The sequence below is a fragment of the Vibrio sp. ECSMB14106 genome, from assembly GCF_000972265.1.
Lineage (GTDB): Bacteria > Pseudomonadota > Gammaproteobacteria > Enterobacterales > Vibrionaceae > Vibrio > Vibrio kanaloae.
In genome coordinates, this window is sequence record NZ_LAUM01000043.1 from 1 (window position 1) to 13,938 (window position 13,938).

Annotated in this window: 11 protein-coding genes and 3 tRNA genes; 2 read left to right on the forward strand and 12 right to left on the reverse strand. The window is 44.7% G+C overall.

The window, feature by feature from the left end; genetic code table 11:
- Window positions 1-146: 146 nt before the first annotated feature.
- Window positions 147-1,463, reverse strand: coding sequence for an adenylosuccinate synthase (locus tag WR49_RS19440; protein ID WP_017055709.1), 1,317 nt, complete (start codon window positions 1,461-1,463; stop codon window positions 147-149).
- A gap of 172 nt (window positions 1,464-1,635) precedes the next feature.
- Between WR49_RS19440 and WR49_RS19445 the strand changes: the two genes are divergently transcribed.
- Complete coding sequence (locus WR49_RS19445) at window positions 1,636-1,824, forward strand: DUF2065 domain-containing protein (RefSeq protein WP_017055708.1); 189 nt, start codon at window positions 1,636-1,638, stop codon at window positions 1,822-1,824.
- Between the two features lie 145 nt (window positions 1,825-1,969).
- Here the strand turns inward: WR49_RS19445 and hflC are convergent, their stop codons facing one another.
- From hflC to tsaE, 8 genes are all read right to left on the reverse strand, one after another.
- A complete protein-coding gene (gene hflC, locus WR49_RS19450) occupies window positions 1,970-2,950 on the reverse strand; it encodes a protease modulator HflC (protein WP_046225119.1) in 981 nt (326 codons plus the stop codon).
- 2 nt (window positions 2,951-2,952) lie between these two features.
- Window positions 2,953-4,155: an FtsH protease activity modulator HflK gene (gene hflK / locus WR49_RS19455; RefSeq protein WP_017055706.1), complete on the reverse strand. Its 1,203-nt coding sequence runs from the start codon at window positions 4,153-4,155 to the stop codon at window positions 2,953-2,955.
- A 27-nt stretch (window positions 4,156-4,182) separates the two neighbouring features.
- The gene (gene hflX, locus WR49_RS19460) at window positions 4,183-5,490 is read right to left on the reverse strand and encodes a ribosome rescue GTPase HflX (protein WP_017055705.1); all 1,308 of its coding nucleotides are present in this window, start codon (window positions 5,488-5,490) and stop codon (window positions 4,183-4,185) included.
- Between the two features lie 44 nt (window positions 5,491-5,534).
- A complete protein-coding gene (gene hfq / locus WR49_RS19465) occupies window positions 5,535-5,798 on the reverse strand; it encodes an RNA chaperone Hfq (protein WP_017055704.1) in 264 nt (87 codons plus the stop codon).
- A 193-nt stretch (window positions 5,799-5,991) separates the two neighbouring features.
- The gene (gene miaA / locus WR49_RS19470) at window positions 5,992-6,924 is read right to left on the reverse strand and encodes a tRNA (adenosine(37)-N6)-dimethylallyltransferase MiaA (RefSeq protein ID WP_017055703.1); all 933 of its coding nucleotides are present in this window, start codon (window positions 6,922-6,924) and stop codon (window positions 5,992-5,994) included.
- Between the two features lie 96 nt (window positions 6,925-7,020).
- A complete protein-coding gene (mutL, locus tag WR49_RS19475; RefSeq protein WP_046225120.1) occupies window positions 7,021-9,249 on the reverse strand; it encodes a DNA mismatch repair endonuclease MutL in 2,229 nt (742 codons plus the stop codon).
- Window positions 9,250-9,300: 51 nt separating this feature from the next.
- Window positions 9,301-11,016 (reverse strand): N-acetylmuramoyl-L-alanine amidase, encoded by a 1,716-nt coding sequence (locus WR49_RS19480; protein WP_017055701.1) that lies wholly within the window; start codon window positions 11,014-11,016, stop codon window positions 9,301-9,303.
- Window positions 11,010-11,474 carry a tRNA (adenosine(37)-N6)-threonylcarbamoyltransferase complex ATPase subunit type 1 TsaE gene (gene tsaE, locus WR49_RS19485; protein WP_017055700.1) on the reverse strand — a complete coding sequence of 155 codons (465 nt, stop codon included), beginning with the start codon at window positions 11,472-11,474 and terminating at the stop codon, window positions 11,010-11,012. Before tsaE ends, WR49_RS19480 begins: the two co-directional genes overlap by 7 nt.
- A gap of 247 nt (window positions 11,475-11,721) precedes the next feature.
- Here tsaE and queG point away from each other — a divergent pair, with 247 nt between their 5' ends.
- A complete protein-coding gene (queG, locus tag WR49_RS19490; protein ID WP_046225121.1) occupies window positions 11,722-12,864 on the forward strand; it encodes a tRNA epoxyqueuosine(34) reductase QueG in 1,143 nt (380 codons plus the stop codon).
- A 612-nt stretch (window positions 12,865-13,476) separates the two neighbouring features.
- Here queG and WR49_RS19495 read toward each other — a convergent pair.
- From WR49_RS19495 to WR49_RS19505, 3 genes are all read right to left on the reverse strand, one after another.
- A tRNA-Gly gene (locus tag WR49_RS19495) sits at window positions 13,477-13,552 on the reverse strand.
- A gap of 58 nt (window positions 13,553-13,610) precedes the next feature.
- Window positions 13,611-13,687: transfer RNA gene (locus WR49_RS19500), tRNA-Met, on the reverse strand.
- A gap of 80 nt (window positions 13,688-13,767) precedes the next feature.
- Window positions 13,768-13,843, reverse strand: a tRNA-Gly gene (locus tag WR49_RS19505).
- Window positions 13,844-13,938 lie beyond the last annotated feature (95 nt).

Sequence of the window (13,938 nt, forward strand, 5' to 3'; positions counted from 1 at the left end):
TTCGGCGCTATTTTTGATCACTTACTTACTGTGATTGGTACTCGACTCTCAAATTGCAGGTATTAAAAAGCCGACTTAACAAAGTCGGCTTTTAGAAACGATTTAATTATCACAACACTTTATGTGCTGAATCACTCAGACAGGCATTACGCGCTGTATGGGTGAACCTTGATGATAGTTTCGTTACGATCTGGGCCAGTTGATATAATATCAATTGGCACGCCAGTTAGGTCTTCGATACGTTTGATGTAATCAAGAGCAGCTTGTGGAAGCGCATCAATTGATTTAGCACCAAATGTGTTCTCAGTCCAACCAGGCATAGTTTCGTAGATTGGCGTTGCTTCTTCAAATGACTCAGCAGCCATTGGAGAAACCTCTAGGATAGAACCATCTTTCATCTTGTAACCAGTACAGATTTTCAGTTCTTCTAGGCCATCTAGAACGTCTAGTTTTGTTAGACAGATACCAGATAGAGAGTTGATTTGAATTGCACGACGCATAGCAACCGCATCGAACCAACCTGTACGACGTAGACGACCTGTTGTTGCGCCAAACTCGTGACCAACATCGCCTAAGTGCTTACCAATTGGATCTTGCTTCTCAAGGCCATCGTATAGCTCAGTTGGGAATGGACCTGAACCAACACGAGTACAGTAAGCCTTAGTGATACCAAGGATGTAACCGATGTGACGAGGACCGAAACCAGAACCTGCAGCAACACCACCAGCCGTCGTGTTAGAAGACGTTACGTATGGGTAAGTACCGTGGTCGATATCCAGTAGCGTACCTTGAGCACCTTCGAACATGATCTTGTCGCCGCGCTTACGTGCTGCGTCTAGTTCGTCAGTTACATCGATAACCATCGCAGTTAGCATGTCTGCGTAGCTCATCGCTTGCTCAAGTACTTCTTCGTAGCTTACTGTTTCGGCTTTGTAGAAATGCTCTAGTTGGAAGTTATGGAATTCCATGACTTCTTTTAGCTTTTCAGCAAAGGCTTCTTTATCGAAAAGGTCACCAACGCGTAGACCGCGACGAGCAACTTTATCTTCGTAAGCTGGACCGATACCACGACCCGTTGTACCGATAGCTTTCGCGCCACGAGCGACTTCACGCGCGTTGTCGATAGCAATGTGGTACGGAAGAATTAGAGGACAAGCTTCAGAAATGAAAAGACGTTCACGTACAGGGATACCGCGATCTTCAAGAGGCTTCATTTCTTTTAGAAGTGCGTCAGGCGATAAAACTACACCGTTACCGATAACACATTTAACGTTATTGCGTAGGATGCCTGATGGAATTAAGTGAAGAACGGTTTTTTCACCGTCAATTACAAGTGTGTGACCTGCATTGTGACCGCCTTGGTAGCGAACCACATATTTTGCATCTTCAGTTAAAAGGTCAACGATTTTACCTTTACCTTCATCACCCCATTGGGTGCCTAGAACGACTACGTTATTTCCCATCTTTCCAATTTCTGTTGCTAATTAAAAATGGATTCTAGCACTGAATCACGCTTCTTGCAGTCACTTTTTGTTCATAATCATCAAGGCCATTCAAAAACAAATCTGCGATAACTCAGGGCGGAGCTTTAAAGATGCTGATATCATTATCTTTTTATAAATATAAGGCAGCATGATGTCCCATTCAATTTGGCTCGCTATTGGGCTTGTTCTTATCGTCGAGGGGCTTGGGCCCTTAGTGGCACCAAACGGTTGGAGAAATATGGTTGCCCAACTTAGCCAGCAACCAGACACCCAGCTGCGTCGCATTGGAGGCTGTCTTGTTGTCGCCGGAGCAGTTATCGCGTTCATGACTTATCGTTAGGCTTTCTCAAAGCACAACGCGGCTGAGCTGCCTCCCTGAAGTTTCAAAACAGTGAATTCTCAGCTGCCAGAAAACAAAAAGGCTCCCATAATGGGAGCCTTTTGATTTTTAACGCATTCTGCTAGTCATTAACTCACGAATCCGCTTATTTTTCTTGAACACCGCTTGCTTGATTCATGTAACGGAAGAAGTCTGTCTTCGGATCCAATACTAGAATGTCGCTCTTATCGCTAAATGATGTCTCATAAGCTTGCAGTGAACGCATGAAACCATAGAACTCAGGATCTTTGTTGAAAGCATCAGAGTAGATCTTCGCTGCTTCTGCATCGGCATCACCGCGAGTGATTCGAGCGGTACGATCCGCTTCAGCAAGCACAGTCGCTACTTCTAGCTCAGCTTGAGCACGAATAACTTCTGCTTTCTCACGACCTTGTGAACGGTGCTTACGGGCAACCGATTCACGCTCGGCACGCATACGCTTATAGATAGAGTCACTGATGTTGTCTGGAAGGTTGATTTTCTTCATTCGGAAATCAACAACTTCAACCCCAAGATCTTTAAACGCACTCTCACGAGTATCAGACAATACGTTTGCCATGATCTTATCGCGTTCACCATCAACCTCTAGCGCTTCCGCAGCCGCTACCGTTGTCACCACTTCGCTATCAGCAGAGTCTGGCAGAATATCCTCATTACGAGGACCTGACACGATTTGCTTAATTTCACGCGAACCGATCTCAGAACGTAATACATCCGTCACTTTACGCTCAAGTAGCGCTTCAGCCGTCAATGCATTACCGCCACCTGTTGCCAAGTAGTATTGACCGAAGTCTTGGATACGCCACTTAACGTATGAATCAATGATGACGTCTTTTTTCTCTGACGTTACGAAACGGTCTGAACGACCATCCATTGTCTGAATACGCGCATCAAGTGTTTTCACACGGTCGAACAATGGCAACTTAAAGTGCAGACCCGGTTCGTGGATCTGAGAGATATCATTGTTATCTTTCAATACACGACCAAAACGAATCACGATACCGCGCTCGCCTTCAGGAATCACAAATACTGACATTAGTAGTAAAGCCAACGTCACAACCAATACAGGGATCATTAACTTACGCATTATTAGTATCTCCCTTGACGTGAACTATCTGAACGAGTTTGAGTGCTAGACTTTGGATCCGCTTGAGTTTCTAACTCAATTTGATCGTAAGTCGATGGGGCTTTTGTCGAGCGCTTACCCGACTGACCTTCACCTTGAGCACCTAGCTTATCAATTGGTAGGTATAGCAAGTTACCGCTTGATTCTGAATCAATCAGCACTTTCGATGTGCTTGAGTACACTTTTTCCATTGTATCTAAGTACATACGGTTACGTGTTACTTCAGGCGCTGCTTGGTATTCCGGTAGCAATTTCTCGAACTGAGCCACTTGACCTAGAGCACCATTTACGATGCGCTCTGAATAACCAACCGCTTCTTTCTTCAAACGCTCAGCACGACCTGTTGCTTTTGGAAGAATGTCATTTCGGTATGCTTCAGCTTCACGTTCGAAACGCTCTTCATCCTCACGAGCCGCGATTGCATCATCAAATGCATCTTTCACTTGCTCTGGTGGACGTGCTGATTGGAAGTTCACATCAACAATCAAAATACCCATGTCGTAGCTATCGATAATACGATTTAGCGTTTCTTGAGTGCTTTGACGAATCTGTTGACGGCCACTCGTTAGAATACTATCCATCAGTGAATCACCAATTACCGCACGAAGCGCAGAATCAGTTGCTTGACGTAAACTGTCGTCCGCATTCGTTACACGATACAAGTATTTGTATGGGTCAGAAACACGGTATTGAACGCCCATCTCAACGGTCACAACGTTTTCGTCTTTTGTCAGCATCGTGCCTGAAGCACGTAGCGAACGAATCGCTTGAACGTTTACCAGTTGTTCCGCTTTAACTTCATCGATGAAACGTGGGTGCCAGTTAAGGCCAGGTTCTTCGATACGATCAAACTGACCCAGTCGAAGCACGACGGCTCTTTCTGCCTCACCAACCGTGTAGAAACCAGCAAAGAACCAGATAGCAATGGCAATAACGGCAATGACACCAAAGCCAATTGCACCGCCTCCACCAATAGATGGTCCGTTACCGCCACCACCTTTTTTACCAAACTTGCCACCTAACTTTTGACTTAGTTTATTAAACACTTCGTCTAGATCTGGCGGTCCTTGATCTCGGCCGCCGCGATTATTTTTATTACCCCAAGGGTCATTATCGCGGCCGTTATTATCACCGTTGTTATTATTTCCAGGCTCATTCCACGCCATTAGAAAGCTCCATCATTTGATATGACGTTATACTGTAGCAGTCTCTTTGGTAACGATAAAGTCACCTAAGAGCGCCCCTTCTCTTTTTTCAAGTTTAGACCAATCTATTTGTTGCATTCGGATATCTATCAACAAGTTACCATTTTCATCATACTCTTCTTGTTGAATACATTTCATCTCAAAGAATAAGCTGCGAATACGGCCCTGATGTTGATGTGGAATACACAACCGGAATTGAACCATCTGGCTAGCTAAACGCTCAGTTAAAGCTTCAAACAGCAGTTCAATACCTTCTCCTTCCATTGCAGAAACCCAAACAGCGCGAGGTGCGCCCTCTTCGTCTCTTTCAATTCGAGGTTTTTGGTCTTCCATGCAGTCAATTTTATTCATGACTACAAGGGTTGGCACTTCATGAGCATCAATTTCTTCTAATACTTCATGAACCGCCTGAATGTTCTCACGAAAGCGGTCATCACTGGCATCAACAACATGTAACAAAATGTCAGCTTCCTGCGTCTCTTGTAACGTAGCCTTGAACGCAGCGACCAAGTCGTGTGGTAAATGACGGATAAAACCTACGGTATCTGCGAGAATTGCAGGCCCGACATCTGCCAAATCAATCTTACGTAGTGTTGGGTCTAAGGTTGCAAACAGTTGGTCTGCCGCATAAACACCTGCACTAGTAATACGATTGAAAAGTGTTGATTTCCCTGCGTTGGTATAACCAACCAAAGAAATTGTTGGGATTTCAGCTCGATGACGAGCACGTCGTCCTTGTTCACGTTGTTTAGCTACTTTTGCTAAACGACGCAGTATTGCCTTTATACGGTCACGCAACAAACGTCGATCAGTTTCCAGCTGAGTTTCACCTGGACCACGAAGACCAATACCACCTTTCTGCCTTTCAAGGTGAGTCCAACCACGAATCAGTCGAGTAGAGATATGACGAAGTTGAGCGAGCTCAACTTGTAGCTTACCTTCATGAGTTCGCGCACGTTGTGCAAAGATATCTAAGATCAACCCCGTGCGATCAATCACACGACATTTACACAATTGCTCGAGGTTTCGCTCTTGGGCAGGAGAGAGAGAGTGGTTAAAAATCACAATTTCAGCACCGGTCAGCTGAACGGCTTGAGCGATTTCTAGGGCTTTACCTTCTCCAACGTAGTATTTAGGGAGTGGGGATTGGCGGCTACCAGTAATCACTTGTAGCGTTTCTACCCCCGCAGAGGAGACCAGCATTTCACATTCGCTTAGGTCTTCCCATTCTCCCTCTTGCGTGAAGTTGATATGAACAAGTACGGCTCGCTCGCCGGATTCATAACGGTCAAACAAGCAACCAACTCCTTATTACAGCATGTGCTGTATTCGTTAAATAATTAATCTTCAGTCTTCTCTGGACGATCAGATGGCGCACGTTGCTCGCCGTTGTGGTGACTAACCGCACGAGCAGGAACCACAGTAGAAATCGCATGCTTATAAACCATCTGGTTTACTGTGTTCTTCAATAAGATCACAAATTGATCGAAAGACTCGATCTGACCTTGCAGCTTAATGCCGTTAACAAGATAGATAGAGACTGGAATGCGCTCACGACGGAGTGCATTTAGGAATGGGTCTTGTAGCGATTGCCCCTTAGCCATTTTATTTTCCTTATTTGTATTTTGTTGTAATTATTTAGCTAGTGGTGCACAAAAAGGTGCGGCCTTTGCATCTGAGCTAAATGAATAAAAAAACTCCGTTGTTATTGAAAGGCTGTGATTTTTTAAAAGCCTCAATAACGGATCCTTTCCAGAGTATATTCACGCAAAAGCGATCACATTATACACAGCAATACTAATCAGATGCTATTGCATCTGAAAGAGTTTCTAACGCTTGTTCAATGTTTTCGCTATCTAACCAAGTTAAATCATCCCAACTGCGCAACCAGGTGATTTGTCGCTTGGCCAACTGACGGGTTGCACAGACACCACGGAAAACCGCTTCGTCTAAATCACAATTCCCGTCTAAATAATCCCACATCTGCCTATAGCCAACGCATCGGATCGATGGGAGCTCTGGGTGAAGATCTTTTCTGGCGTACAACGCCTTCATTTCCTCTTCAAAACCCGCTTCTATCATCTTCTCGAAGCGCAGCTCAATACGGCGATGGAGTTCTGTCCTTTCCTTGGGAGCTATAGCAAATTGTTTTACACGAAATGGCAGGCTATCGCCTTTCGTTTGAGTGAGCTCAGTTAATGTTTTACCCGAAATTCGATAAACTTCCAATGCCCTTGAAAGCCTTTGTGGATCATTTCGGTGTATTCTTTCAGCTGAGACGGGATCTATCTCTCTTAATTGATCGTGCAGTGCTTGCCAACCTTGCTCGATAGATTCCGCTTCAATTTGCTTACGAATCTCTTGATCCGCGGCAGGTAATGGCGATAAACCTTCCAACAAGGCCTTGTAATACAGCATTGTGCCACCGACCAGTAGCGGGATTTTGCCTTCCGCTACAATCTTATTCATTTCATTGATCGCATCACGACGAAAATCTGCCGCCGAATACGCTTCGCTGGGATCCAGAATATCAATCAAGCGATGAGGCGCAAGCGCGAGCTCTTCCGCATCCGGTTTAGCGGTGCCAATATCCATATCTTTGTAGATCAATGCCGAATCGACACTGATGATCTCTACTGGGAACTTCTGACGTAAGCGGATAGCTAAATCTGTTTTTCCTGATGCCGTTGGGCCCATTAAAAACAACGCTAAAGGTAATTTTTCAGTCATGATATTTAGTATAATTTTCTCTGTTAGAGCCTTTATAGCAAAGGGCTTTATGTCGCGATACATTCAGCTGAAAAGATAAATGTGGTCGCGAAAAAGTTAAACCGAAAACGCGGCTATGGTCGCTGAAAAATCGATAGGATGAACAAACTCAGGATCATCTAATGGAAGTAGACCATGCCAAAGCTGTTCAAGTTCCCCAACGAGCTGAACCGCTTCAGATAAAGTGTAGTCGCTTTTTACTTGCGCGGTTTGAATCCCGATCCAGGAAGCCAGTGATGGCAACAGGTCGTTAACAACATTAGCCGCGTGATGCTCTACAATCTGGCCGTTTATTGAAGCCGCGTAAGATAACAGATCTGGGATCATAATTTGTAAGTTTTGCTGTCTCAAGGGCGAAGGCACGCCCATCACCATCACCGTCTCACTGTTGCGAGCCTTAAGCTCAATACCAAGTAACGTCAGTGTTTGGCTTAATGCTTTCGCTACCTCGACAAGTTCACTACCAAGCTTAATAGATAAAGGCACTAACAACGGTTGGCTTTTCAACGGTCCACTTTGAGTATCCATCTGACCAATAACACGCAACAACTCAGCCTTGGCTAAAGAAACCAATACACAGCCATTTTTATTGCCCATCACGAGATACTGACGCTCTACAACGGTAACCGCCTTCCCCAAGTCAGTTACCGGAGCTCTTGGTTTCGTATCAACGGGCTTAATATCGTCAGGAGTATTCGAAATCGAATTCCTTTGCAAAGGCGCAACGTTTGCCTCTGATCTATCCACAACGACTTGCCTATCCACAACGGCTTGTTCATCAAAATCAGGGGTTTTTAGAAGCTCTTTGTAAGCTTTCACTTCGCGCTTAGAAGGCGCGGGATCAGCATGGTGTTGGTGCGACTCTTTTTCTTTCTGCGGTGCAGGGCGAGACTCTATCCATTCTTGACGAGGAGAGCCGGTAAAATTGGTTTCACGCTCAAGCGAGCTGAGGTGAGTGGACGAGCTTACGTTAGTTGATGAATTTGGGCTGGTTGATGAACTGGAGTTAGTTGATGAAGCATAGTCTTGCCCGCCGTCATTAACACGATCTTGAGACCGGTTAGAAGCTCGTTCAGGTTCTGATTTTCTTGGGTAAGCTGGCGTTTGCTCAATAGCCTGTCGCACCCTTTCTGACACTAAGTTTTGCTCTGAATCGGCAGGCACAGTGTCTTCTTGTTCGGAAACATTGGTCGCATCGCTAGATTCAGAAACAGCACCATCTTGCTGATAATGATCCACGTCTAATTGATGGAAAGCCGACTGATTAATTGGCGCAGCGTCGATCTGTTTGCTTTGCGCAAGACCATCGCTCAATGCTTGGTAAATAAAATCATGCACAAGACGTGCTTGATGGAAACGCACTTCATGCTTGGCAGGGTGCACATTCACGTCGACTTGATGCGGGTCTAGCTCAATGAACAACACATACGTCGCAAATTGGTCTGGTCGAAGGCTAGTTTCATAGCTTTGACGGATTGCATGGTTGATCAATTTGTCGCGCATCATACGGCCGTTCACATAGCAGTATTGCAGATCGCTTTGCTGCCTTGCTCCTTCAGGCGTGGTGATCCAGCCATGAAATTTCAACCCTTGATGTTCGAGCTCAATCTTAAGCATATGACGGACAAAAGCATTACCACACACGGCTGCAATACGCTTTTCAGCCTGAACATCGGTTTTGGCCGCACGGTACTGACGAATCATCTTGCCGTTGTGACGCAGGTTGATCGTCACATCAAAGCGGCTTAGCGCAATTCGCTTAAGCAGTTCATCAATATGAGTAAATTCGGTTTTCTCGGTACGTAAGAACTTGCGCCGTGCTGGTGTATTGAAGAACAGATCCAACACCTCAACCGAGGTACCAATAGGGTGCGCAGCAGGCTGCAGTTTAACCTGCATCTCTCGGCCTTCACTGTGTGCAGCCCAAGCTTGATCTTGAGTTGCAGGGCGAGAGGTCATGGTTAAGCGTGCGACAGAGCTAATACTCGCCAACGCTTCACCACGAAAACCAAGGCTGACGATCGCCTCAAGGTCATCAAGGGTATGGATTTTGGAGGTAGCATGACGGCTCAATGCCAACGCAAGCTCATCTTTAACGATCCCCTTGCCATTGTCACGAACGCGGATCATCTTGGCGCCACCTTTCTCGATATCGATATCGATACGTGTGGCACCTGAATCCAAACTGTTCTCTACCAACTCTTTGACAACAGAGGCAGGCCTTTCTACCACTTCACCCGCTGCGATTTGGTTAGCTAACCGAGCTGGCAGTATTTTGATCGTCATATTCATAGCTACCTTACTGCCATTATTGGAAACATGTCTGCGTTAAAAAGCTTATTTGTGCGGAATAATCAGCACTTGGCCGACGGCTAAACCATCGGATCGTAGATTGTTCGCTTGGCGAATACTGTTAACGCTCACGCCATACTTAGAAGCAATCTTGCCAAGATAATCCCCTCGTACGACTTTATGTTTACGTAAGGGTACATCTTTCACCTCAACCGTAATACGTAACTTTTGGCCCACTCTCAGAGTTTCAGACTTCAAACGGTTCTCGCGCTTAATGTCCGCGACCAATACTTTATAACGGCTGGCTATCTTGCCGAGGTATTCTCCAGACTTAACCGTGTGCGTTATGGTCTTGGTTTTGACTACACTGCTAGATGATGAGCCTGAAGCGCTGCTTGGGATCTTAAGCACTTGGCCGATTGCTAGGCTACTCGATTTCAGGTTATTGAGTTTCATCAAGGCCTGCGTCGACGTGCCATATTTGCTGGCAATCACAGATAGCGACTCGCCACGAGACACCTTGTGTTGACTAACGCTACCCGTTGAGGATGTGGCATTCGACAAGATAATCCCTTCAGGCGGATTCGCTTTCAAATACTTAACGACCGCTTTGGTCACAGCACGCGCAAGTTTATCTTGGTGTGAGCGTTGAAAAAGAAGCTTCTCTTCCGTCGGATTAGAAATAAAGCCTGTCTCGACCAATACCGATGGAATTTGTGGGGAACGCAATACAGCCAAACTAGTATTAATCGGCTTCCTATTATGCAGCCTTGCGACCTTACCCATTTCCGACAGGATCGCCGCTGCCAATTTATAGCCTTCTTTTTGAGAGTGACTAAACTGCAGGTCAAGCAAGGTTTGGTTGACATTCTTATCATACATATTGCTAGTGAAAGCCGCGCCGCTACCACCCAATAATTCGGATTGTTTCTCTTTGTTTTCAATCCAACGTGATATTTCGGTATTCGCACGTCGAGTATTCAACACAAACACCGATCCCCCTCTGGGTTGAGGTGTCGTAAAGGCATCCGCGTGAATAGAGATCAGCAGGTGAGCTTCATTCTCACGAGCAATCGCAACACGTCGGTTCAAGTTCACAAAGTAGTCGGCATTGCGTGTTAAGCGCGTCGTGATTCCTGGCACCGCATTCAACTGGGCTGCAAGCTTACGAGATATACTCAAAGTCGCATTCTTTTCGTACTTACGAGTTGGGCCAATCGAGCCTGGATCTTCACCACCGTGGCCAGGATCTATCACGATCAGAATATCTTTCTGGCGCTTAACCTGATTAATATTTTTACTTATCGTTGACTTACTCGGCGTGGACTTATCTTTACTGATAGCACCATGAGGGAGGTCAATCACCAAACGGTGACCATATTGACCACCTGGCGTTGGGCTGAGTTTAAACAAATCGGCTTCAGACGACCTTTTCAACTCAAACACCAAGCGATAAGTGTTTTTCTCTGGTGGGGAACTCTTACGGACTTTCGACAGAATAGGGCTATCTTTCACCACGACAGGCAACTGGGTCGCAAGGTTGGTATTTTTTAAATCGACAACTAAACGACTCGGGCTACTCAGAGTGAAATAACTAAAATCAGCTTCCGATTGCAGATCGATCACCACACGAGTTTCTTCAGGAGAAGGCCAAACCCGCAAACCTTTAAGTGAATTAGCAAAAGAAAGTGAAGAAAACAGTAAAGATAAAATAGCAGCCATCATGGCTGCTGTAGAAAAAAGGCGTTTAGAAATCAACATAAATCCAACTGATTAAGTAAGCGCTGTCCGTATTCACTGTTAGCGGTTAAAGAAACAATACGGTGATCGTCTTGGTAACGAATCTCAATATCCAAATCAGCTTCCGGTAGCATCCCGTAGCCTTTCTCTGGCCACTCCACCAAACAGATAGCATCTGGAGTAAAGTAGTCACGAATTCCCATGAACTCTAACTCTTCAGGATCGGCTAAGCGATAGAGATCAAAGTGATACACCTGCCAATCTGCAAGTTGATAAGGTTCAACTAGAGTATACGTTGGGCTCTTTACATTTCCTTGATGGCCAAGTGCTTTTACAAAACCGCGACTGAAAGTCGTTTTACCGGCGCCAAGATCACCGTGCAGATAAATAGTCGTCTGCTGTGAGCAAAGATTAGAAAGCTCCGTTCCTAATTGAATCGTTGCTTGTTCATCTTTCAAAGTAAATTGCTTAATGCTCATGAATACGTTCTCTAAAAATCGATCGTTGACTATATAAAAATCAAAAGAACAAGAATAGTAAACCGTGATGCTTTTAGGAAACAAGCACTCAAGTGTAAGTTCTATGAAAAATACTGATCAAAACACGTCAGTTCTGGTCAATACCGCTAAGATCCGTTAAGATCCGCCCCCATTTTTGCCGAACCTAATTTTAATTAGCCTTATCTCTAATTGTAAAACAGAGAAAATAAGAATTAAGAATCAAGCCATGAACCTAGACCATCTTGCTGAAAAAATTAAAATTTGGGGAAAAGAGTTAGGCTTTCAAAAAGTTGGCATCTGCGATGTTGATTTAAGTGAACACGAAGCTCCTCTTCAAGCATGGCTAGATGCGGGTAATCACGGCGAAATGGATTGGATGGCTCGGCATGGAATGATGCGAGCACGTCCTGATGAGCTTCATCCTGGAACGATTCGAGTGATCAGCGCCCGAATGAACTACCTACCACTAGAAGCGCAGTTTGCTTCTAATCTCAGCGATACCACTCAAGGCTATATCAGTCGTTATTCATTGGGCCGTGACTATCACAAATTGTTCCGTAACCAATTGAAAAAGCTGGGCCAAAAAATTGAGAAAGAAGTCGAAGGTTTAGATTCACGCCCATTTGTCGACTCTGCACCAATTTTAGAAAGGCCTCTTGCTCAAAAGGCAGGGCTGGGTTGGACAGGCAAACACTCACTAATCCTAGATAAAGAGGCCGGTTCTTGGTTTTTCTTAGGAGAACTGTTAGTTAACATCCCTCTTCCGGTCGATGAACCCAGTGTCGATGAATGCGGAAAATGTACCGCATGTATCACCTCCTGCCCAACCGGTGCCATTATTGATGATGGCATAGTGGATGCTCGCAAGTGTATCTCTTACTTAACCATCGAGTTCGACGGTATTATTCCGGAAGAGTACAGAGAAGCGATTGGTAACCGTATCTACGGTTGTGATGATTGCCAACTCGTATGTCCTTGGAATCGTCATGCCGATATTACCGACCAAAAAGATTTCCACCGTCGAGAAGATTTCGAAGAGTCCGATCTGGTTGCTCTTTCAAGCTGGGATGAGGCTACTTTTCTCAAAAGAATGGAAGGTTCAGCGATCAGACGTATTGGACACACCCAATGGCTGCGAAACATTTTTGTCGCCATGGGCAATGCGCCTTTTCAACAACGCATTGTTGAATCATTAGAATCGTATCGCGGTCAAAGTGAATTATTGGATGTTCATATTGAGTGGGCTTTGGGAAAACAACTACAACAGTTACCGAACGCTAACAGGGAACAAGAAGGTCACAACAAAGTGTCTACCAAAAAACACCGGCTTATTCGTATTGTTGAAAAAGGCTTACCAAGAGACGCCTAGCCCTTTGTGCATCAACACTTAACAAACAAACTCATATCAATAGTCCAATATTCGACACAACTCGTTGCACATAATTTTCGAACAATGTTTGACCTTGTTCTCAATTTAACAATGTGGAAAAAATTCAGATCTCTCGTAAACATCCGACACCTACACAAAGTTAAACACAGTACCGATAAATGATTAAGATCAAAAAAAAACAAGTTAACGATCTTTTATAAATTCAAACAAACACTATAAAAGCCATATAAAACAATAACTTAATAGATATTCAATTTGAGCATTGTCTTAAAAACAAGAAAGATCTTTTTGATATATATAAAGAATCAAGCCTGAAATAACTTTATCAACCAAGTTATCCACATGGAAGAATTTGTGGATAAGTCTGTTTATAGATATGAAAAACCTCAAGTAGCTGCTTCAGAGACCTGATGTTTACTAGCATTCCAGTTGCTAAGGAAAATTTAAGACAAAAAAATATCCACCGTGATGGAGGATTATTTGCTTTTTTGGGGAATTATGCTTCGCAGCATTAAAGAAAGAGCGTGACCTTCAAGGTCGCCTTTAAACGCAGTGGTTCAAAGAATATTATTAGCTTTTTTAGAAGAAAGCTGGAGCGATACATCGGGTTCGAACCGATGACCTCAACCTTGGCAAGGTTGCGCTCTACCAACTGAGCTAGTATCGCATGAGTTAACCGTTAATCTATTCGCTAACAAGCGTTAAATCAACGTCTAACTGTAATGTGGTTGCGGGAGCCGGATTTGAACCGACGACCTTCGGGTTATGGGCCCGACGAGCTACCAAACTGCTCCATCCCGCGTCCGGATGCATCATTTAAGTTGATGACTCTTGTCTCTAACCGAGAGGCTTTAAGAGTGTTACGTCTTAAAAGCATAAAGCTGGAGCGATACATCGGGTTCGAACCGATGACCTCAACCTTGGCAAGGTTGCGCTCTACCAACTGAGCTAGTATCGCATAAGCTAGCCGTTAATCTTGTCTGCTTACAAGCAGAAAATCAACATCTAACTGTAATGTGGTTGCGGGAGCCGGATTTGAACCAACGACCTTCG

What these genes read in the sequence shown, in the direction of transcription:
- mutL (WP_046225120.1), bottom strand. Translation starts at nt 9,249, where the DNA reads ATGACGATCAAAATACTGCCAGCTCGGTTAGCTAACCAAATCGCAGCG.
- WR49_RS19480 (WP_017055701.1), bottom strand. Translation starts at nt 11,016, where the DNA reads ATGTTGATTTCTAAACGCCTTTTTTCTACAGCAGCCATGATGGCTGCT.
- hfq (WP_017055704.1), bottom strand. Translation starts at nt 5,798, where the DNA reads ATGGCTAAGGGGCAATCGCTACAAGACCCATTCCTAAATGCACTCCGT.
- queG (WP_046225121.1), top strand. Translation starts at nt 11,722, where the DNA reads ATGAACCTAGACCATCTTGCTGAAAAAATTAAAATTTGGGGAAAAGAG.
- WR49_RS19440 (WP_017055709.1), bottom strand. Translation starts at nt 1,463, where the DNA reads ATGGGAAATAACGTAGTCGTTCTAGGCACCCAATGGGGTGATGAAGGT.
- hflC (WP_046225119.1), bottom strand. Translation starts at nt 2,950, where the DNA reads ATGCGTAAGTTAATGATCCCTGTATTGGTTGTGACGTTGGCTTTACTA.
- WR49_RS19445 (WP_017055708.1), top strand. Translation starts at nt 1,636, where the DNA reads ATGTCCCATTCAATTTGGCTCGCTATTGGGCTTGTTCTTATCGTCGAG.
- miaA (WP_017055703.1), bottom strand. Translation starts at nt 6,924, where the DNA reads ATGACTGAAAAATTACCTTTAGCGTTGTTTTTAATGGGCCCAACGGCA.
- tsaE (WP_017055700.1), bottom strand. Translation starts at nt 11,474, where the DNA reads ATGAGCATTAAGCAATTTACTTTGAAAGATGAACAAGCAACGATTCAA.
- hflK (WP_017055706.1), bottom strand. Translation starts at nt 4,155, where the DNA reads ATGGCGTGGAATGAGCCTGGAAATAATAACAACGGTGATAATAACGGC.